The 21,430-nt window shown below is 59.4% G+C and carries 11 protein-coding genes; 9 read left to right on the top strand and 2 right to left on the bottom strand.

From position 1 onward, the window contains the following. The first annotated feature begins 58 nt into the window (after positions 1-58). The 6 genes from KB449_RS13785 (at position 59) to KB449_RS13760 (ending at position 17,522) form a co-directional block, all read left to right on the top strand. Complete coding sequence (locus KB449_RS13785; protein ID WP_282908934.1) at positions 59-1,711, top strand: hybrid sensor histidine kinase/response regulator; 1,653 nt, start codon at positions 59-61, stop codon at positions 1,709-1,711. A gap of 37 nt (positions 1,712-1,748) precedes the next feature. Then, entirely contained in the window at positions 1,749-7,466 is a 5,718-nt protein-coding gene (locus KB449_RS13780) for a HAMP domain-containing protein (protein ID WP_282908933.1), read from the top strand. 374 nt (positions 7,467-7,840) lie between these two features. Further along, on the top strand, positions 7,841-8,968 hold the full coding sequence (locus KB449_RS13775; protein WP_282908932.1) for a glucosaminidase domain-containing protein: 1,128 nt from the start codon (positions 7,841-7,843) through the stop codon (positions 8,966-8,968). 154 nt (positions 8,969-9,122) lie between these two features. Further along, on the top strand, positions 9,123-11,744 hold the full coding sequence (locus KB449_RS13770) for a PAS domain S-box protein (RefSeq protein ID WP_282908931.1): 2,622 nt from the start codon (positions 9,123-9,125) through the stop codon (positions 11,742-11,744). Between the two features lie 26 nt (positions 11,745-11,770). After that, entirely contained in the window at positions 11,771-16,237 is a 4,467-nt protein-coding gene (locus KB449_RS13765) for a DEAD/DEAH box helicase (RefSeq protein WP_282908930.1), read from the top strand. A 34-nt stretch (positions 16,238-16,271) separates the two neighbouring features. Further along, entirely contained in the window at positions 16,272-17,522 is a 1,251-nt protein-coding gene (locus KB449_RS13760) for a GAF domain-containing sensor histidine kinase (protein WP_282908929.1), read from the top strand. Between the two features lie 66 nt (positions 17,523-17,588). Here KB449_RS13760 and KB449_RS13755 read toward each other — a convergent pair whose 3' ends face one another. Then, on the bottom strand, positions 17,589-18,320 hold the full coding sequence (locus KB449_RS13755) for a hypothetical protein (protein ID WP_282908928.1): 732 nt from the start codon (positions 18,318-18,320) through the stop codon (positions 17,589-17,591). Between the two features lie 173 nt (positions 18,321-18,493). Between KB449_RS13755 and ymzB the strand changes: the two genes are divergently transcribed. Together ymzB and KB449_RS13745 are read left to right on the top strand one after the other, a co-directional pair. Then, on the top strand, positions 18,494-18,835 hold the full coding sequence (gene ymzB / locus KB449_RS13750) for a protein YmzB (RefSeq protein WP_282908927.1): 342 nt from the start codon (positions 18,494-18,496) through the stop codon (positions 18,833-18,835). A 325-nt stretch (positions 18,836-19,160) separates the two neighbouring features. Beyond that, positions 19,161-19,706, top strand: coding sequence for a DUF1697 domain-containing protein (locus tag KB449_RS13745; RefSeq protein ID WP_282908926.1), 546 nt, complete (start codon positions 19,161-19,163; stop codon positions 19,704-19,706). Between the two features lie 7 nt (positions 19,707-19,713). Here the strand turns inward: KB449_RS13745 and clpP are convergent, their stop codons facing one another. After that, positions 19,714-20,370 (bottom strand): ATP-dependent Clp endopeptidase proteolytic subunit ClpP, encoded by a 657-nt coding sequence (clpP, locus tag KB449_RS13740; RefSeq protein WP_282912809.1) that lies wholly within the window; start codon positions 20,368-20,370, stop codon positions 19,714-19,716. A 117-nt stretch (positions 20,371-20,487) separates the two neighbouring features. Between clpP and KB449_RS13735 the strand changes: the two genes are divergently transcribed. Further along, entirely contained in the window at positions 20,488-21,201 is a 714-nt protein-coding gene (locus KB449_RS13735; protein ID WP_282908925.1) for an RNA polymerase sigma factor, read from the top strand. Positions 21,202-21,430 lie beyond the last annotated feature (229 nt).

Below are 21,430 nucleotides of genomic sequence, written 5' to 3'. Positions count from 1 at the left end.
GATGAAACTGCCATAAGTTTTTTGTTCGCCAATCTATCGACATTCAAGGAGGAGCGGAATGGAAGACGCCGCCCATATCTTGCTAGTAGACGATCGTCCGGAAAACCTGATGGCCATCGAAGCGATCTTAGCCGGAGAGCCTTACATTTGCGTGAGGGCGTATTCGGGAATCGAAGCGTTGCGCTGTCTGCTGGAAAAGGAATTTGCCGTCATCGTCATGGATATCCATATGCCCGACATGGACGGGCTCGAGACGGCTGCCATGATCCGGGCTCGCGAGAAGTCGCGCGTCGTGCCGATTATATTCGTCTCGCAGGACGCGCACGAAGGGCAGTACGATTTCGACGGCCATGCCGGAGGCGCCATCGATTACTTGACGAGACCGCTTGCTCCGCATATTTTCAAATCGAAGATTGCGGGTTATGTCAGCATGTACGAGACGACGAAGGCGCTGCAGATGCAGAGCGAGCTGCTGCAGCAGCAGACCAAGCAGCTCGAACGAACGAATCATGCGCTTGTGCAAGCCAAGGAGACGGCAGAGATCGCGCTCAGGGTCAAATCGGAATTTCTGGCCGTGATGAGCCATGAGATCCGCACGCCGCTGAACGGCATCATCGGCATGTCCGATCTGCTGCTCTCGTCGGATCTGCCCGAGGAGTACGCCAGCATGGTCGGTATCATACATACGAGCGGCAACGTGCTGCTGTCGGTCATTAATCACATTCTCGACTTTTCAAAGATTGAGTCGGGCAAAATGGAGCTGGAGGAGGAGCCGTTCGACCTCAGGCTTTGCCTTCTCGAGACGATCGATCTGTTCACGGCTTCCTCGCTCGAGCGCAATCTGGAACTGATCGTCGTGCTCGATCCCGAGCTGCCGTCGATTTTGATCGGCGATAAGAACAGGCTGCGACAAGTGCTGATCAACATCGTCGGGAACGCCGTGAAGTTCACCAAAAAAGGCGGCGTCTACATATTCGTCAAGCAATTGTCGGAAGAAGACGGTCGTCTGATCGTGGAGTTCACCGTGCTCGATACGGGCATCGGCATCCCTGCGGACAAGATCGGCCAGCTCTTCCACCCGTTCGCGCAGCTCGATACGTCGATGAACCGCAAGTTCGACGGCACGGGACTTGGCCTATCGATCAGCAAGTCGCTCGTCGAGCTGATGGGCGGGGAGATTCGAATCGAGCAGACGCGAGAACCTGGCGCGATGTTCGTGTTTACGGTGCGGGCGGGCCGGGTGTCGGGGGATGCCGACGAGCCGATGCGTCCCGAGGCGCTGGCCGTTCTGCCTGAACGGTCCGGCGAGGATGCCTATATTTGGCCGGAAGGATTGCGCGTGCTCATCGGAGAGTCCTGTCAGATCTACCGCTCTTTGCTCGTACATATGCTGGACATGCTCGGCATCGGAGCGAAGGTAGTCTCCGATGCGGAGGAGATGCATCAAACGCTGAAGGCCGACGCTTTCGATCTCGTGTTCGTCGACGAAGAGCTGCTGGCGACGGCCGTATCGCCGGTGGGCGCCGACCGGAACGGACGAACGAAGCGGGAGCCGAGGGAGCCGCCATACGTCGTCGCCTTGTGCTCGCGATATGAAGAAACGGCGGACCGCGCCAGCAAGGCGCCGGCAGCCGCCGGCATCGACGATTATATACAAAAACCGATTTCCCTTGAGCGCTTAAAACGCTTGCTCGGCAACTTTTCACATTAATAAGTTTTTATTTATGCTTCATGGGGGATGAGGAGACATGACGGATCGGGATATGGATCAGCTGTCCGACGACAACCTGCCGGACAGCGGGGAACTGCTGAATGCGCTGATGGCTTGGAAAAAAGGGAACTTTGCATATCGCATGCCTTACCATTATACAGGCGTAGCCGGCAAAGTCGCCGATACGTTTAACGAGATTATGGACATCCAGGAATCGATGGTCCACGAGATTCAGCAGCTCGCCCGCGTCGTAGGCAAGGAAGGCAATCTGTCGCGGAGATTCGCGCTTCAGCACAAGGGTGGAGCCTGGGACCAGACGGTGGAATCGCTGAACGGCCTGATCGACGACCTGACGCAACCGACCAGTGCAATGGTCCGGGTTATCAACGCGGTCGCGCAGGGGGATCTGTCGCAGAAGGTCGAACTCGAACTGGAAGGTAGGCCGCTGACGGGAGAATTCCAGCGTACTGCGGCTAACATCAATACGATGGTCGACCAGCTGTCGATGTTCTCGTCCGAGGTTACGCGGGTGGCGCGCGAGGTCGGCACCGAAGGCAAGCTCGGCGGGCAAGCAGACGTCAAAGGCGTATCCGGCACCTGGAAGGACTTGACGGAGAGCGTCAACAATATGGCGAGCAATCTGACCGACCAGGTGCGCAATATCGCGGCCGTGACGACCGCGGTCGCCAAGGGCGATCTGTCCAAGCAGATTACCGTTAACGCAAAGGGCGAGATTCTGGAGCTGAAAAACACGATCAACACGATGGTCGACCAGCTATCGATGTTCTCGTCCGAGGTCACGCGGGTGGCGCGCGAGGTCGGTACCGAAGGCAAGCTCGGCGGACAAGCCGACGTTAAGGGCGTATCCGGCACCTGGCGCGACTTGACGGAAAGCGTCAACTATATGGCTTCGAATCTGACCAATCAGGTGCGCAACATCGCGGTCGTGACGACCGCGGTCGCGAACGGCGATCTGTCGAAGCAGATTACGATGGACGTTCAGGGCGAGATTCTGGAGCTGAAGGTCACGATCAATACGATGGTCGGCCAGCTGTCGACATTCGCGTCGGAGGTTACGCGTATGGCGCGAGAGGTCGGCACCGAGGGCATTCTTGGCGGACAGGCGGAGGTCAGCGGCGTAGCAGGAACCTGGCGCGATTTGACCGAGAGCGTTAACTACATGGCTTCGAATTTAACAAACCAGGTGCGGAACATCGCGGAGGTCACGACGGCCGTCGCGAAGGGCGACCTGTCCAAGAAGATCACGGTCGATGCCAAGGGCGAGATTCTGGAGCTCAAGAGCACGATCAATACGATGGTCGATCAGCTCGGCAACTTTGCGTCCGAAGTTACGCGCGTCGCGCGCGAGGTTTCCAACGACGGCATTCTCGGCGGGCAGGCGGACGTCAAGGACGTCTCCGGCACCTGGAAGGACTTGACCGACAGCGTTAACTTCATGGCCGGCACGCTCACCGATCAGGTGCGCAACATCGCCGAGGTGACGACGGCCGTCGCGAAGGGCGATCTGACCAAGCAGATTACCGTCAATGCGAAGGGCGAGATTCTCGAGCTCAAGAACACGATCAACACGATGGTCGATCAACTGTCGACGTTCGCCTCCGAAGTCACGCGGGTGGCGCGCGAGGTCGGCACCGAAGGGATGCTGGGCGGACAAGCGCAGGTTAAAGGCGTAGCCGGCACCTGGCGCGACCTGACCGAGTCGGTTAACGACATGGCGTCGAACCTCACCGATCAGGTGCGCAATATCGCCGTCGTTACGACGGCGGTCGCGAACGGGGACTTGTCCAAGAAGATCACGGCCGACGTACAAGGCGAGATTCTCGAGCTGAAAAACACGATCAACACGATGGTGGATCAGCTGTCGACGTTCGCCTCCGAAGTTACGCGCGTGGCGCGGGAGGTCGGCACGGATGGCAAGCTGGGCGGCCAGGCGCAGGTCAAGGGCGTCGGCGGCACCTGGAAGGACCTCACCGAGAGCGTCAACAACATGGCTCGCAATCTGACCGACCAGGTGCGCAATATCGCGGACGTCACGACCGCCGTCGCAAGGGGCGATCTTTCCAAGAAGATCACCGTCGACGTCAAGGGCGAGATTCTCGAGCTGAAAAACACGATGAATACGATGGTGGACCAGCTCGGCAACTTCGCGTCCGAAGTCACGCGCGTCGCGCGCGAGGTCGGCACCGAGGGTAAACTTGGCGTGCAGGCGGACGTCAAGGACGTATCGGGCATGTGGAAGGACCTCACCGATACGGTTAACTACATGGCGAGCAATCTGACGATCCAGATGCGCAATATCGCGGGCGTCACGACGGCGGTCGCGAACGGCGACCTGTCCAAGAAGATCACGGTCGACGTCAAAGGCGAGCTGCTCGAGCTGAAAAATACGATCAACACGATGGTGGACCAGCTCAATTCGTTCGCCTCCGAGGTTACGCGGGTGGCGCGCGAGGTCGGCACGGACGGCAAGCTGGGCGGCCAAGCGCAGGTGCGCGGCGTCGGCGGCATCTGGAAGGATCTGACCGACAACGTTAATATCATGGCCGCCAACCTGACCGACCAGGTGCGGGGCATCGCAAAGGTCGTGACAGCGGTCGCGAACGGCAACCTGAAGCTCAAGCTGACCGTGGACGCCAAGGGCGAGATCGCGGAGCTGACCGATACGATCAATAATATGACCGATACGCTGGCGATCTTCGCCGATCAGGTTACGACCGTGTCCCGGGAGGTCGGCGCGGAAGGGAAGCTGGGCGGTCAGGCGAGCGTGCCGGGCGCCGCGGGTACATGGCGCGACTTGACCGACAACGTAAACTACATGGCGAGCACGCTCACCACGCAGGTGCGCGCGATCACCAACGTAGCCACCGCGGTGACGAACGGAGACCTCTCGCGTACGATCGACGTCGCCGCCGCCGGCGAAGTCGAGACGCTGAAGGACAACATCAACGAGATGATCCGGAATCTCAAGGAGACGACCCGGATCAACACCGAGCAGGACTGGCTCAAGACCAATCTTGCGAAGATCTCCAGGCTCATGCAGGGACAGCGGGATCTGTACGCCGTATGCCGCATGATCCTTTCGGAGCTAGCGCCGCTCGTCTCGATGCAGCACGGCGTCTTCTATATGAACGATGTCGTGAACGGCCAGTCCGTGCTCAAGCTGTTCGCGAGCTACGCTTTCCACAACCGCAAGCATCTGTCGAACGAGTTCCGCGCGGGCGAAGGCCTGGTCGGCCAGTGCCTGATCGAGAAGCAGCGCATTTTGCTCACCAACGTACCGGGCAACTATGTCGTGATCACTTCGGCGCTAGGCGAAGCCACGCCGCTCAACATCGTTCTGCTGCCGATCATTTTCGAAGAACAGGTGCTGGCCGTGCTGGAGCTGGCTTCGTTCAGATCGTTCAGCGAGATCGATATCGCGCTGCTCGATCAGTTGACCGACTCGATCGGCATCGTCATCAATACGATGCAGGCGAATCGCCGTACCGAGGAGCTGCTTGTCCAGTCCCAGTCGCTCACCGAGGAGCTGCAGAAGCAGCAGCTCGAGCTGCAAAATACGAACGAAGAGCTTGAAGACAAAGCGAAGCTGCTCGTCATTCAGAAGGCAGAGGTCGAGAGCAAGAACAACGAGGTGGAGGTCGCAAGGCGCTTCCTCGAGGAGAAGGCCGAACAGCTGGCGCTGACGTCGCGCTACAAGTCCGAATTCCTGGCCAACATGTCGCACGAGCTGCGTACGCCGCTCAACTCGCTGCTGCTGCTCGCCGAGCAGCTCGCCGACAACTTGGACGGCAATCTCGCCGATCATCAGGTGAAGTTCGCCAAGACGATCCAGGATTCCGGCCACGAGCTGCTTAATCTGATCAACGACATTTTGGATCTGTCCAAGATCGAGTCGGGCACCGTCTCGGCGGAATTCAGCGAACTGAATATCCGGGAGCTGACGGACGGGCTCGACCGCTCCTTCCGCCATATGGTAGACGAGCGACTGCTTGCGTTCCGCATCAAGGTCGAGCCCGAGGTGCCGACCCGCATCGTCAGCGATCCGAAGCGACTGCAGCAAATTTTGAAAAATCTGCTCTCCAACGCCTTCAAGTTCACGGAGAAAGGAGAGATCATGCTGCGGGTCCGCAAGGCGGCCGAAGGCTGGAGCGAGAGCGCGGACCGGCTGAACCGGGCGGCTTCCGTGCTGTGCTTTACCGTAAGCGATACAGGCATCGGCATTCCGAAAGACAAGCAGCAGATCATATTCGAGGCGTTCCAGCAAGCGGACGGCAGCACGAACCGGGTATATGGCGGCACGGGCCTCGGCCTTACGATCTCGACCGAGATCGCGGAGATGCTCGGCGGGGAGATCACGCTGTTCAGCGAGCCGGGCAGCGGCAGCGTGTTCAACCTGTACTTGCCGATCGACGGCTGGGAGGTTCAGCCTGAGCCGAAGACGAGACATATGCCCGAGGTCATCGACGTCTCGCCGCCGAAGCGGATCCGGCTGACCCCGCCGACGCAAGGGGAGGAGCTTCAGGACGACCGCGACGACATCGAGCCTGGCGATTCCGTGTTTTTGATCGTCGAGGACGACTTGAAGTTCTGCGAGATCGTCCAGGACGCATTGAGCCGCAAGGGGATCAAGACGGTTATTACGTCCAAAGGTCTTCAAGCGCTCGAGCTGGCCAAGAAATACAATCCGATGGCGATCACGCTCGATCTTCATCTTGGAGACACGGACGGCTGGCTCGTACTGGAGCACTTGAAAAACGACATGTCGGTCCGCCATATCCCGGTATGCGTCATTACCGTCGACGAGGACAAGACCGAGCTGCTTCGCAAGGGCGTGTACGACTATTTGTGCAAGCCCGTCACCAACGACGAGCTCGATCTGGCGCTCGAGAGCCTTAACGCGTTCGCATCCCGCGGAGAGCGCCAGCTGCTCGCCGTCGTGAAGTCGCCCGACCGACGGCAGCAGATCGTCGACTCGCTTGCCGGCGGCACGCTCAAGATCACGGCGGTCGATACCGCGCGCAAGGCGTTGAATCAAATCGGCTCGAAGCCGTTCGATTGCGTCGTCATGGACGGAGATCTGGCCGATATGCCGTTGCCTAAATTTCTGCGGGAAATCCAAAAGAAGTCGGTGGGCAGACGGATCCCGATCGTCGTGGAAGGCAGCATCAGGCTGAGCGCGGACGAGCAGGAGGAATGGGAGGAAATTCTGAAATCCTCCGTCGTCAAGGAAGCGCGCACCGCCGTTCAACTGATGGACGAGACGACGCTGTTCCTCCACCGGAGATCGGAGGAGCTGCCGGCGGGTTCGAGAGAAGCGCTGGAGCGGATCTATCAATCGGACGAAGCGATCCAGTCGCGCAAAGTGCTTGTCGTGGACGACGACGTACGCAACATTTTCGCATTGACGACGATTCTGGAGCGCCACCAAATGACGGTACTGCCCGCGGAGAACGGTCAAGCTGCGATAGACATCCTCGAGCGAACGCCGGACATCAGCATCGTTCTGATGGACATCATGATGCCGGTCATGGACGGCTACGAGACGACCCGCGCGATCCGCGCGAACCCGGCCTTTGCGGAGCTGCCGATTATCGCGCTCACGGCCAAGGCCATGAAGGGCGACCGCGAGCTGTGCCTCGAAGCCGGTGCCTCGGATTATATTACGAAACCCGTTAACAGTGCGCAGCTGCTCGCCATGATGCGAAGCTGGCTCGACCGCGGAGATGACAGTTAAGCGGTACGTGCCGGAATTTCTAATGATGTGTCCGCTTTGACCTTAAATGGAAGCAGGGACATTCCCCTCATCAGACCGATGAAGGGGAGCGTCCCTGCTTTTTTTGTGCATTCGGCAAGCCCGCAGCGCCGCGTTCAACGGCTTACGAAGCCGCAGCATCAGACGACACGACCCGTCAGCCGGAGCGGATACCTGCAGGAATCCGTTGAATGACAACACCTGGAAAGGGAGAAGACGCGTTTTCGCACGCTTCGTCGACAAAGGAAATCTAAATATTCGTTGACGAATTGACATGTTTTTCAAGGGGGCGTCTGTACAATCTAACCTATATTCACGATTCGCTCGTCCTTCATCAAAAGAAGAGAGGTGCATTTATGCGTGGAGATAAGAAGCGTTTCCCCCTTGTCGTACTGATCGTCGCGACGTTATTTGCAACGCTTGGCCTGACCTCGCTCGCAGCTTTGCAGGATCCGGTTACGCCCGCCGTTGCCGCACCCATTGCGAAGCCGTCTCCTTCCCACCTCGCCGTTCCTTCTCAAGCTACGATTCATATGTCTTACTTGGACGGTCCGGCGGCTGTCAATCCGAACGAGCTGCCGGCGGACAATCGGAAGCAACCGCTTAAATTCACGTTGGACGAAGAACTCGGCAAGAGCGGAGCCGGAACGATCGCGGGGAATGGCGAAAAGCCCGGCGATAACGTAACGAAGCCGCCAAAAGAGTCGTCCGTTTCCATATACGAAGTAACGGCTTATTATTTGAACGTGCGCGCCAATCCGTACAACGGCTCTAAAGTGCTGCGCGTGGTCGAGAGAGGGACGCGCCTTGCGGTGGCGGCGACTACCGATAAGGGCTGGCTTCGCTTAAAAGACGGCGGCTACGTCCACGGCGGATATGCATCGTTGATCGATCCCGATGCGCCTGTCGGCGCTGCAGCCGTCGACAAGCCCCAAGACGCGCCGGCTAAGCTGTCCCCCGCCTTGGCGGCGGAGCAGGAGCCGCAAGCCGGGCCGTCGGGAGCTGACGCAGCCGATCGCAATATCGCCGGGCAGGCGTCTTCGGACCCTTCGAGTCCGACCAATCGGGTCCGATCGGACTCCGGCTTAACGGAAGAACATATCGCAAAGCTGTTCGAGGGAACGGCGCTCGCGGGAAAAGGGATCGAGGATGTCGTGCTGGAGATCGAGGACGAGTACGGCATAAACGCCTTGTTCACGATCGCGGTAATGAAGCTCGAGAGCGGCAACGGCAAGAGCAAGCTGTCCCGGACCAAAAACAATTTGTTCGGCTTGAACGCGACATCGGGGGATCCGGGCAATAAAGCGTTCCGCTTTAAAACCAAAGCCGATTCGGTGCGCAAGTTCGGGCAGTTGCTGTCGGACAAATACGTGGAAAAGGGTTTGACGACCATCGATAAGGTCGCCGCTAAATACTGTCCGGCAAGCTCGAGCTGGGCCGGTAAAGTTATGGGAATTATGAAAAGCGATTACCGGAAGCTGTAATCTTGCGTTATAATATCAGTAGCTTGGAGACTGTCGGATCATTCGACAGTCTCTTTCGTAATTCTGCAAAATGTTTTGAAATCGCCGTCAATGGGTATAGACAGTCCGTGAAGACTTGAAACAGTTCGGCGGACTTGCGAAAGGGGTAAACGCGATGTCAGACTTGCCGCAGTCCTTGCAAAGCATGGGAGATCAATGGTTCAAATTATCGCGTCACGGCATCGGAATCGCGGATCCCGAAGGCAGGTGGGTCGCGGTGAACGCAGCGCTGGCGAGCATGCTGGGCTACGGCGAATCCGAGCTGCTCGGCCTTCCGGTCGCAGCGCTTTTCGCGTCGGCCGATCTTGAGAGCGCCGGGCGCCTCGGGGCTGCAGCGCGGAATTCGGAGGCGATTAATGGCGTCATTCTGAAAGGCGGCGACGGAAAGCCCGTGACATTCGACGTTGCGTCGGTAAGGCTAGAGCCTGATGCGGAAGGAAAGTCGCTCACGCTCTGGCAGTTCTATGAAGCCGAGGAAAAAAAGCGCGCGGAAGACAAACTGGAAGCCGCTCGCGAACGACAGCGGGTTATCGGCGAAAATATCGTGGATCTCTATTACATATGCGATCGCGAAGGCCGGATCGTCGAAGCGGCGCCGAACGCTTATACGCTGCTCGGCTACACGCCAGGCGAGCTCGTCGGAGCGGACGAGCAAATGCTTTTCGACGAACAGGATCTGAGACCCTACAAGAGCCAATGTCCGAATGCGGGAACTTGGAAGGAATACAGGCTTAAGCGCAAAGACGGAAGATCGGTCTGGTTCGAAGCGCGCATCAGGCCGATCGAGGACAATAACGGGAATTCATACAAGCTATTTATCGGACGCGAGGTTACGGCGCGCAAAAAGCACGAGAGCATGTCTGCAGAAGCCGAACGAATCGCCGCGATCGGCAGCTGGGAGTGGGAAAAGGAAAGCGGACGCTTCTCCTACTCGGCGAATCTGGCGCTTATTTATCAGGATGCCGTCACTTGCATCGATGCCGAAGAAATGAAGCTGATCGACCTTGTCGCGGCCGAAGACCGCGAAGCGTTTGCGGAGCTGACGACGGAAGCTGCCGGCGGCGGCGAGCTCAGCTTCGAGTCGCGCATGGCGCTAAGGGACGGATCGTTCAAGTACTTGCATATCCGAGGTACGGTAGCCTATACGGACGCGGGCGAAGCCGGGGGGCTTGTCGGCACTGTGCAGGATATAACGGACCGAAAGATGGTCGAGCTCAAGCTGCAAGAGAGTGTCGAGCGATATACGTCGCTTAAGAAATACAACCACGATGCCGTCGTGTCGATCGATCTGGAAGGGCGCGTCATCAATGCGAATCAGGTCGCGCAGGAACTGACCGGCTATACGGTAAGCGAGATGATCGGCAATCCGATCGCCAGATTTACGGGGTGGAAGACGTTCGTCCCGCTGCGAGGGAACGCCGTCGCTTCCGAAGCGGAGGTGCGTCAAAACGACAAAATCACGCACAAGGACGGCAGCACGCGCGAGGTGTTGACCACGCTGGCGCCGATCATCATTCACGGCGACAATGTCGGGTATTATTTGATCATTAAGGATATCACGGAGCAGAAGAAGCTGCTGATCGAAAAGGAAAGCGCGGAGTCCACCAACAAGGCGAAGAGCGAATTTCTCGCGATGATGAGCCACGAGATCCGCACGCCGATGAACGGAATCATCGGCATGACGGACCTGCTGCTCGACGGCGACAACTTGTCCGATACGCAGCGGAGCTACCTGAATGTCGTGCGCAAGAGCGGCGAGACGCTGCTCGCCATCATCGGAGAAATACTGGACTTTTCCAAGATCGACTCGGGAAAAACGGAACTTGTGCCGGAGCCGTTCGACATCCGCGCCTGCGTGAACGAATCGGTCGATGTCGTCTCCGCGAAGGCAAGAGACAAGGGCTTGCGGATGGACATATCTGTGTCACCCGGCGTTCCGAAGCTTGCCGTCGGCGATGCCAGCCGGCTGAAGCAAGTGCTGATGAACCTGCTCAGCAATGCCGTCAAATTCACGGCATCCGGAGGCGTAGACGTGACCGTCGCCCCGATCGAAGCCGACAGGGGCAAGCTCGGGCTCAAGTTTACGGTGAAGGATACGGGAATCGGCATCCCGAAAGATAAAGCGTTCAAGCTTTTTCAGCCTTTCTATCAGATCGACAACCAGTTCTCGAGGGAAACGGAGGGAACGGGCCTGGGACTTGCGATCAGCAAAAAGCTGGTCGTGTTGATGGGCGGAGACATCTGGCTGGAGCAACGGGATGAGCAAGGCGCCGCATTTTCGTTTACGGTCTCGCTGGACCCGGCCGAGGCGTCGGCCGACCCTGTTGCTCAACCCGCAAATGCGGCGCAAGACCCGGGCATTACCAGGCCGCTGCGGATTCTCGTCGCAGAGGACAACAAGATCAATCAGCTCGTCATGCTTAAAATACTCGAGAAATTGGGCCATCAAGTCTTGATTGCGGCCCATGGCATCGAAGCGGTCGAAGCGGCGACCCACGACGCATTCGACCTGATCTTCATGGACGTACAGATGCCCGGCGTCGACGGCATCGAAGCGACGCGGATGATCCGCGAACGTCTGTCTGCGGAAGCTTGTCCGGTCATCGTAGCGGTGACCGCGAATGCGCTTAAAGGCGACCGGGAACGGTTCATGGCGGCAGGCATGGACGAGTATATGAGCAAACCGATCTACTCGAGCCTGGTCAAGGAAATGATCGGTAAATTTTTCAGCCGTTGATCACGCTATAGGAAGAAGCGATCTTTTTGACGAAGGACAGCATGCAGCCGTTCCACCCCGTTCTGTCCGCTTGGTTCGCATCGACATTCGGGGAGCCGACCGACGTTCAGAAAAAAGCGTGGGCTTCGATCGCCAAAGGGGAGCATACGTTGATTGCCGCGCCGACAGGTTCCGGCAAGACCCTTGCCGCGCTTCTGCCATGCCTCGACCGTATCGTGAGAAACGATGCGGAGGAAGAGCGCCGGCCTGCCGTCCGCACGTTGTACATTACGCCGCTGAAGGCGCTGAACAACGATATTCACCATCATGTGACGGACTTTGCCCGGCAGCTTGACGAATGGGCCAAGGAGAAGGGCGAGCGATGGACCGGCATCAGGAGCGAGGTGCGGACAGGGGATACGACGCCAGCCAAGCGGGCCGCCATGCTGCGCCGACCGCCGGACCTGCTGGTAACGACGCCGGAGTCGTTTTATTTGCTGCTGACTTCGGTCAAAGGCCGGGATATGCTGTCCGCCGTCGAGCAGGTCATCGTAGACGAGATTCACGATCTTGCCGCGGACAAGCGGGGCTCGCATTTGTCGCTGTCGCTGGAACGGTTGGCGGCGCTGTGCGGTCGTCCCGTCCAGCGGATCGGCGTATCCGCGACGCAGAAGCCGTTATCTCGGGTCGCGCAGTTTCTGGGCGGCTGGGAAGAGCGCGCGGAGGCTTTGGAAGATGGGGCTTCGGAGACGATGCGCCCTAGGCCGGTGACGGTCGTCGAGAGCGGCATGACGAAGCGGCTGCGCGTGAAGGTGACCGTGCCCGAGCCTTCATCGCCTTCCGCGGGGCGCGAGGCCGTCTGGAAGCCGCTGCTCGACCGGATTATGGAGGCGATGGCGGACAGCCGATCGGTGCTGCTGTTCGTGAACAGCAGACGTCTCTCGGAACGGCTGACGCTCCGGCTGAACGACCATGTCGGCTACGAGATGGCGCGATCCCACCATGGCAGCCTGTCGCGGGAGCGGCGGCTCGAAGCCGAACGTCTGCTGAAGAGCGGGGAATTGCGCTGCATTGTCGCGACGTCCTCCCTCGAGCTCGGCATCGACATCGGCCATATCGACCTCGTCATCCAGATCGATACGCCGCTGGCGGCAGACCGCGGCATCCAGCGGATCGGTCGCGCGGGGCACGCAGTCGGCGAGGAGAGCCGCGGACTCATGATCGTCCGCGCCAAAGCGCTGCTGCCCGAGGCCGCCGTGCTGAGCCGGCTTGTCTCCAGGCGCGAGATCGAAGACATCGAGATTCCGTACGGCCCGATGGACGTGCTGTCGCAGCAGACGGTGGCGATCGTATCGATGGATGACTGGCGCGTGGAGGACCTGCTGCGTTTAGTCCGGCGGAGCGACAGCTATCGGGGCTACGACGAGAAGCGGTTCAAGGACGTGCTGAAGGTGCTGTCCGGCTTTTATCCTTTTTTCAGACCGCTGCTCGAATGGGACGCGCGAACCGACGTCTTGACGTCCAAGGCGGTCGGAAGAGCCGCAGCCGTACGCGGTGCGGGCACGATTCCGCAGAGCGGCGGATACCCGGTTCACCATATGGACAGCAGAGCGCATCTGGGCGAGCTTGACGAGGAGTTTATCCAGGAGAGCCGCGTCGGCGACGTCTTCCAGCTCGGGGCGGGCTCGTGGATGATCCGCGAGATCAAAAACGACCGCGTATACGTGGCCGAAGCGGCGAACCGGTTCAGCGAAGTGCCGTTTTGGCGCAACGAAGCCGGCGGACGTACGTATGAGCTCGGCGAAAAGATCGGCGCGTTCTGGCGCGAGATAGCCGGAAGGCTAGGTCTTGGCGCGGAGGCTGGCGATAACGACGGCGCAGAGGCGTCCCGGGAGCGCGCATGCGACGGTGAGACTTCGGCCTGGCTGCGCGACGAATTCGGCGTAGACGCCGCAGCCGCGGAGTCGTTGATCGGCCATGTGCGCGCGCAGCATCGCGCCGGCGTCGTGCCGACCGATCGGCGCATCGTCGTCGAGCACTACCGGGACGTTATGAACCAGACGCATATGGTCATACACAACTTTGTCGGACGCAGCGTGAACCGGGCTTGGTTCCTTGCGCTTCAGCGGCAGTTCGAGCTGCTTATGCCTTATCGGCTGTACGGCAACGCCAAGGACAACGGGATCGAGATCGTGCTGCCGGAGTGGGACGCTTCCTGGCTCCGTATTCTGAGCCAGGTATCGACGGCAAATATCGAGACGCTGCTGGCGGAGGCGGTGACGGGCTCGCCGCTGCTCGCGGTCGCCTTTCGCAAGATCGCGGAAACGTCGCTTCTGCTGGCCCGCAGCTTCACGCGCACGCCGATGTGGCAGAAGCGGCTGCGCAGCGAAGAGCTGCTGCGAAAGGCGCTTCCGTACGGCGCGCAGTTCCCGTTCCTCGGCGAAGCGATGCGCGAGGCGCTGCATGAATACCTCAGCTTCGGCGACTTGCGGCGTCTGCTCGAGGACATCGACGCAGGTCGCATCGAGATCGTCGTGCGCGAGACGCCGTATCCTTCGCCGCTCGCCTCCCAATTCATGGCCGACTATGTGAATATGCGGATCTATGAAGGGGACGGCCTCGACGAATCGACGCGGCGTCAGATCCTGCAGATCAACCAGGAGCTGGCCAGAGATCTGTTCGGTGCCGGCGCTGCCGGCTCCGGCGTGTCCGAGGAAGCGCTGGCGCAAATGCAAGCGAGCCTGGCATCGCCGGCTCCCGAACCGGGCGGACCGGCGGATCTTGCCTCGCTGCTCAAGGCCAGAGGGGATCTCACGGCCGGCGAGATCGTCAAAGCTGCCGGCGAACGGAGCCTGATCTGGTTGAGCGAGCTGGAAGAGAGCGGATCGGCCGCCTCCATTCGAATGCCGGGCGACGAAGAGCCGCGGTATATCGCTTCCGACGAAGCGGAGTTGTATGACCAATTTCCAGAAGATCCGTCAGCGGCGCTGTTCATACTGGGCCGTTATGCGGACCACCGGATGTCCTTCACAGAGGCCGATCTCGTCGAGCGGTATCCGCAGTTGGACCAGTCCGGCGCGGCCGACGCCGTGCAATTGCTGCTCGATCGGCAATTGATCCAGCGGGCGCCGCATGCCTCCGGAGAGGATGAGCGGCTGTGGACGAGCGTGCAGGTCGCCTCCAGGCTTGTTCGCTGGTCGGTGCGGCAGGCCCGGTCCCAGGCCGAGCCGGCGGACGCGATACGGTGGTGCAGCCAGATTGCGCTGCTTCAGCATGCGCTGCCCGGCTCGCAGATGAAGGGCGGCGAAGGCTTGCTTGCCGCGATCGGCAAGCTGCAGGGCATTTTTTTGCCGCTGTCGCACTGGGAGACGCTGATTTTGCCGGCACGCGTCCAGGGCTACCGCAAGGAAGACCTCGACCTGCTGTGCGCAACGGGCGAGGTGCTCTGGATCGGCCGGCGCGAGGAGGAGGAGCGGGAAGGCAAGGTCGCTTTTTTCCTTGCGGAAGACAAGGCGCTGTTCGAACCGTATGCGGAAGCCGCGCGGCGGCAGGAAGCGAACACGCGCCATCCGCAGCTGGCGAAGCTGATTCGGGAGAGCGGCGCGAGCTTCCTAACGAAGCTCTCCAGGGATACCGACATCCGGCCGTCGGAGCTGCTGCCCATGCTGATCGATCTAGCTTGGGAAGGCCTCGTCTCCAACGATCAATTCGCGCCGCTGCGGCTTCACGCCGACCCGGCCGGCGCGAAGCGCCATACGCATAGCCGCACAGGATCGGGGCTGGGGCGCTGGTATGCGGTATCAAGCTTGCTTGAAACGGCCGGCGACGACGCTTATGGCGACGTCAGAGCCGTTGGCCCTTTCGGTCAAAGCAACCCTGATGGCAATGGCGCACAATCGCCGGTCCTTGCGTGGACGAAGCATCTGCTCGACACTTACGGCATGGTGAACCGCGAATTGGTAGCGAAGGTATCGCCGTATCCCTGGGACGTCCTGCAGGACGTGCTGCGACAGCTGGAGGAGTGGGGACTTGTCACGCGGGGCGCTTTTATCCGGGGCCTGGACGCCTTGCAGTTCGCTACGCCGTCCTTCCGCGATGCCGTCAAGCGGCCGGCGGGCAGCGGCGAAGGGCAGCTGGCGGTGTTGTCGGCAGCCGACCCTGCCAATCCCTTCGGCCTGATCGCGGACTGGCCTTCCGGGTCGAAGGGCGTCGTCTTTGCCCGCAAGCCCGGCAACTTTTTGCTCCTGGACGGTGAAAAATGGCTTTATTGGATCGAAAACAACGGCAAACGCGTGTTTAGCCTCGAACCGGAAGCCGACGATTTGAAGGCGCGCGGGCGGGCGGACCGACTGCAAGCCGCTTTTCAGACGATCATACGGAGGCAGAAGCTCGTTAAGCTTAAGCTCGACGAATGGAACGGCAAAGCTGCCGCCGACACGGAGGCGGGGATGGCCCTGCTGTCCGAAGGCGCGGAGAGGCAAATGCGGTCGCTCGTGCTTTGGCTGAAAACATAACGAATCTGTTTCTTCAATCGAAAGGTGTGGACGAATGAAAACCGATTATGTAGACGTCCTGTCTAAAATTTCGGATCGATTATACAAATCGGGTATGGATGTCATGCATACGGCCAGCCGGATGATTCCTGCCAATACGTTTTGCATCGCAACGCTCGATCGCGTCTCCACCGTCGTGCTCAACGCCTTCAACCGGGACAAGGTAATCCTTACGGAAGGCCTTGTCGTGGCTAACGAGGAGTCATACTGTGCGTTGGTGACGGAAAAGGCCAAGGGACCGCTTGTCATCGAAAACAATATGACGCATCCGTTGACGAAGGATATGCCCGCGACGCAATTCGTAGGGGGCTGCTCCTTCCTCGGGGTGCCCTTGCTTACGCCTGGCGGACAGATTTTCGGGTCGCTATGCGCGTTTGACGATCAATATTATGCGTTCGAGGAACGGGATGTCGAGCTTCTGCTGTCCCTATCCCGCTTTTTCACGGACGTGCTGTCGCTGGACGAATCCGTCGAGCGGCTGCAGGCTGCGCAGGCGCAAGCGATGCGCGTGCTCGAAGAGAAGGATAATTTGCTTGCCGTGCTCAGCCACGAGATTCGTACGCCTATGAACGGCGTGCTCGGCATGGCGAATCTTCTGCGTTCGACGACGTTGACCGAGGAACAGCAGAACTACATCGCGGTGATCGAAGATTGCGGCGAAGGACTGCTGGAGATGTTGAACCAGATCCTGGAGCATTCCAAAATTCAAGCGGGGAAGATGAGCGTGGATATCGAACCCTTTAATCTCGTCGAATGCGCGGAACAGGCGATTCAGATTCATGCGTTCGAAGCCGGGAAGAAGGGAATCGGGCTGCGTCTTGAGATTGAAGACGAGCTGCTTGGAAACTACGAGGGTGACGGCTTGAAGATCAGGCAGATTCTCATCAACCTTATCAGCAACGCCGTCAAGTTCACCGACAGCGGCGAAGTGCTGCTATCGATCGAAAAAGAGGATAAGCCCGTCCAGGACGACAAGGAATGGCTAGCCTTCAACGTGCGCGATACGGGGACAGGCATTGCGCCCGAGCGCAAAAATCAGCTTTTCCGCTCCTTCTCTCAGGTCCACGACAAATCGATAAAATGCAACTACGGCGGCATCGGACTCGGATTATCGATCTGCCGCCAGTATGCCGAACTGATGAATGGTACCGTCGTGCTGACGGACACCGGTCCTGACGGTTCTTGCTTTACGCTGTCCGTTCCGCTGCGTTCTCTGAAGACCCGTCAGACGTTTAACGCAGGCTAGGCGCGCAGGCCGAACGAAGCTCGCCTGCGCGCATGCACGTAATCGGAGACAGAAGCCTTCAGAACGTCATCCCCACTTAATGCCTGTCTTGAAGCCCGCTCCGTGACCGGCCGCCTGGCCGCCAAGCTGGATTCCGGCGCCTTGCGGTCCCAGATGCGCGGCGGCTTCCAGACCGACGCCGTATTTTCCTCCCACCTGTCCGCCCGTCATTGCCTCAATGCCGGCGTTGGCACTCATTTGACCTTTCGCCTGAATACCTGCTCCGTACGGACCTCCGAGTTGAGCGCCGCCTTGGAACGAAGCGACTTGGCCGCCGCCGACCTGGGCGCCGGCCTGCACGCCTGCGCCGTGCGGCCCGCCAAGCTGTCCGCCGATTTTCGCATGAATGCCCTGTCCGCCGCCGATGCCGCCGCCGGCCTGCAGGCCGAGCCCATAATCGCCGCCAACGTAGGCCCCGGTTTGGACGCCGGTACCGTGCCCGCCGCCGTAATAGCCGTGCGCGTGCATACCCGCTTCAAGCGGTCCGAGATGACTTTGCGTCTGAAGTCCGGCATGATGCGCCGCACTGTCGGGACCGATCTGCTCCCCGGGAAGAACCGGCATCGGCATTTGCTCAAGGCCAGGGTAAGCCGAGCCGGGTTGATAAGAATCCGCATAGTAAGGGCGCGCAGGATAACCAGCCGAATAAGAGAGGCCCGGATATCCATAATAATCGGGAACGCCCCCGTTATAGGGCTGCACGTAACCGTAACCATAGCCGTAGCCTTGACCCAATGAACCCCTCGGATGGATGTACATTGCTTCCGCCTCCATTTTAATCGTATGATGCGTTAGCCTATTCCGCGAATGTCGCGGCGGACACCAGCCCGTATGAATTTGGGCGCGGGCCAGGTCGCATGCGCCGGCATATGGGGTAAGGGACAGCATAGGCGGCTAAAAATTCGTCGCCGCAACAGAAGGGAGGGGCCGGTATGCCCGCATCGCTCGCCGATATCACGCAATGGCTCGAATCGCAGACGGACAAGGAACTGGTCATCACGAAACAGGAGGACAGCGACCTCGACGAGGTCGTAATGAGGCTTGCGCGCGTCGAGCGCAGAGGAGAGCGGAGCGACTCGCCGGACGACTACACGAACGGCGCTTCGCTGCTGCTGAGAGGGAACGGGACGGTCGTCACGGAAGGCAGAGAGGAGCCTTTGCCTTCCGATGCGTTCGAGATTCCGCTAGAGGGCTTAAGTCTGACGGAGACGGCGGACGACGCGGCGCTGCTCGTCACCGAGCGTGCGAAATACGAGATCAAGGTTCGGATTTAAGCAGTAAAAAAACGCCCGCAGCCATTATAGGCCGCGGGCGTTTCTGACTAGACGGACAACGGTAAGGACGGTCAATCGCCCGCTTCGATCGCGCTCTTGCCTCCGAGCACGATGACGCCGCCGCCTACGAACATGCAGACGATCAGAATAATGACATAGACCATTGCCAACACCTCCGGATTTGGTTACCCTTATCGTAACTTAATCTTACCCCGTGAGGGTACCGACGAATTCGTGACAAGATCGGGTGCCGGATAATCCGGGCGACTGCGAGCGCCGGATAACAGGATCTCGTCACGGAGTCGCCGCCTGGGAGGAAATAACAATGACCGTACATATCGCGCTGCTGCGCGGCATCAATGTCGGCGGCAACAACAAGGTGAAAATGGCCGAGCTCAAGTCGGCTTGCGAGCAGCTCGGACTCGAAGGCGTGCGCACATACATTCAGAGCGGCAATATCGTTTTTCGCTCGGATCGTTCCGTGAAAGCGCTGCGCGAGATGCTCGAGACGCTGCTGCGCGAAAATTTCGGCGTCAAAAAAGCGACAGTGCTCTTGCTGACGAATGCCGAGCTCCAGCGTTTGCTGCGCGAGTGCCCCTTCTCCCAAGCGCAGATCGCGGCTGCCAGCCAGCTTTACGTCAATCTCCTGGACATGCCGCCGGATGCCGAGCAGGCGGCTCGGATCGGAGATCTGTCCGCAGACGGCGAACAATGCGTCATTGCAGATCGGATCATTTACTTGCTGCTCACGCCAAGCATCCTCGATTCCGCATTTGCGATTTTGTTCCAGAAGATGAAACTGACTCTTACCGCGCGCAACTGGAACACGATGAACAAGCTGGGCGAGCTGGCGGCGCAGACGGAACAATGAGAGCAGCTTAAGACTGCGTCTTGATGACGCTGTCCACGATGCCGTATGCCACCGCTTCCTCGGCGCTCATGAAGGTGTCCCGGTCCATGTCCTTTTCCACCCGTTCCAGCGGCTGGCCCGTGCGATCCGAGGTAATTTGGTTCAACCGTTCCCGGATCAGCAGAATGCGCTTCGCGCTGATGGCGATATCGCTTGCCTGGCCCTGCACGCCGCCGTGCGGCTGATGAATCATGATCTCGCTGTTCGGGAGCGCGAAACGCTTGCCTTTCTCGCCGGACAGCAGCAGAATCGCCGCGAACGATGCGGCCATCCCCGTGCAAATGGTATGAACCTGCGGCCGGATGAACTGCATCGTGTCGTAGATCGCCATGCCCGCCGTCGTCGATCCGCCCGGACTGTTGATGTACATGCTGATCGGCTTCTCCGGATCCTCCGCAGCGAGGAACAGCATCTGCGCGACGATGGAGTTGGCCATCGTGTCGTCGATCGCAGCGCCCAGGAATACGATGCGGTCTCTTAAGAGCCTGGAATAAATGTCGTACGAGCGCTCTCCGCGCGCCGTCTGGTCGATCACATAAGGAATATAGCCGTTCATTGCAGGTTCCTCCCGTCGTTTGTGGTGTGGACATTCGCATCGGTAATCGTCCGCGAGCGGCCAAAGGATACGACTGATAGAAATTTTTAAATCTCGTATCTTTTGGGCCGGTAAATTCGTTTACTTGAATAAAAGGCGATTCTGCATGCCAGACCCGGCTTTGAGTCATGAGAGGAGGAAATTAGCATGATCGATACTGTCATAGACGTGGAGCGGCTGTCCGACAGCGTCGGAAGATACAGCCTGTCGCTCGTTCGCTCAAGGTCCGCGGCGGAGGACCTGGCGCAGGAGAGCTGGAGCCGCGCGCTGCCCGCTTTGCTTGAAGGCGGCGGGCATGCCAATCCGGAGGCGCTCCTGATGCGCGTCGCGAGGAATACATGGATCGACGGCTTGCGCCGCGAATCGCGCAAGGCAAAGCTTCTGCAGGAAATGCAGCCGGAGAAGGCAGCGAATGACCGTCCGCTGCTGGCGCTGGAGCTGGCGCCGGTGTTCGCCGCGCTGAATGCGCAATTGCCGAAGCTGCAGCGGACGGTATTTCTGCTGCGCGATGTCCTTGACTATTCGATCAAGGAGACCGCAGCCCGGCTCGCTACGTCCGAAGGGGCCGTCAAGGCCGCGCTTGTCCGCGCGCGCAGGTCGCTCTCGCTCGTCCGCGAAGCGCTCACGCGGGAGGAGGGACCGGCTCTTCCGGCGGACGAGGGCGAGCGGATCGAAGCCCATCTGATGGCGGATGCCTACGCGAGAGGGGACATCGGGACGCTGGTGGCGCTTGCGAACGGGGAGGCGCGCATGCAGGCGAGACAATTGCCGCTTCAGGGTGCGGCCTCGCACGCGGCCGTCAGCTTACGGGCGTTGCCGCCGAGAGCCATGATGTCGTTCGGCATGAGACAAGCGGCTTAGCGTTCGGAGCTGTGACTTAGTGTTTGGAGTTATGGCTTATTGTTCGGAGTTGTCAAAGATGATAAAGAGCTGGAACCATTCATTCCCTTGGGGGTGGAGGGCGTTTCGGCTTTTTTCGTGATGAGGCCGTTATTTCTTTAATTTTTCCTAAATTTCTCTTTCATGCAATTGACAACCTAAGTGTATGAAGGGCATAATACACTCATGGTGTATGAACCACTTAGTACAC

This window comes from Cohnella hashimotonis, assembly GCF_030014955.1.
GTDB classification, from domain to species: domain Bacteria; phylum Bacillota; class Bacilli; order Paenibacillales; family Paenibacillaceae; genus Cohnella; species Cohnella hashimotonis.
Note: the sequence above shows the minus strand (reverse complement) of the source record. Positions and strands in the feature narration are given on the sequence as shown.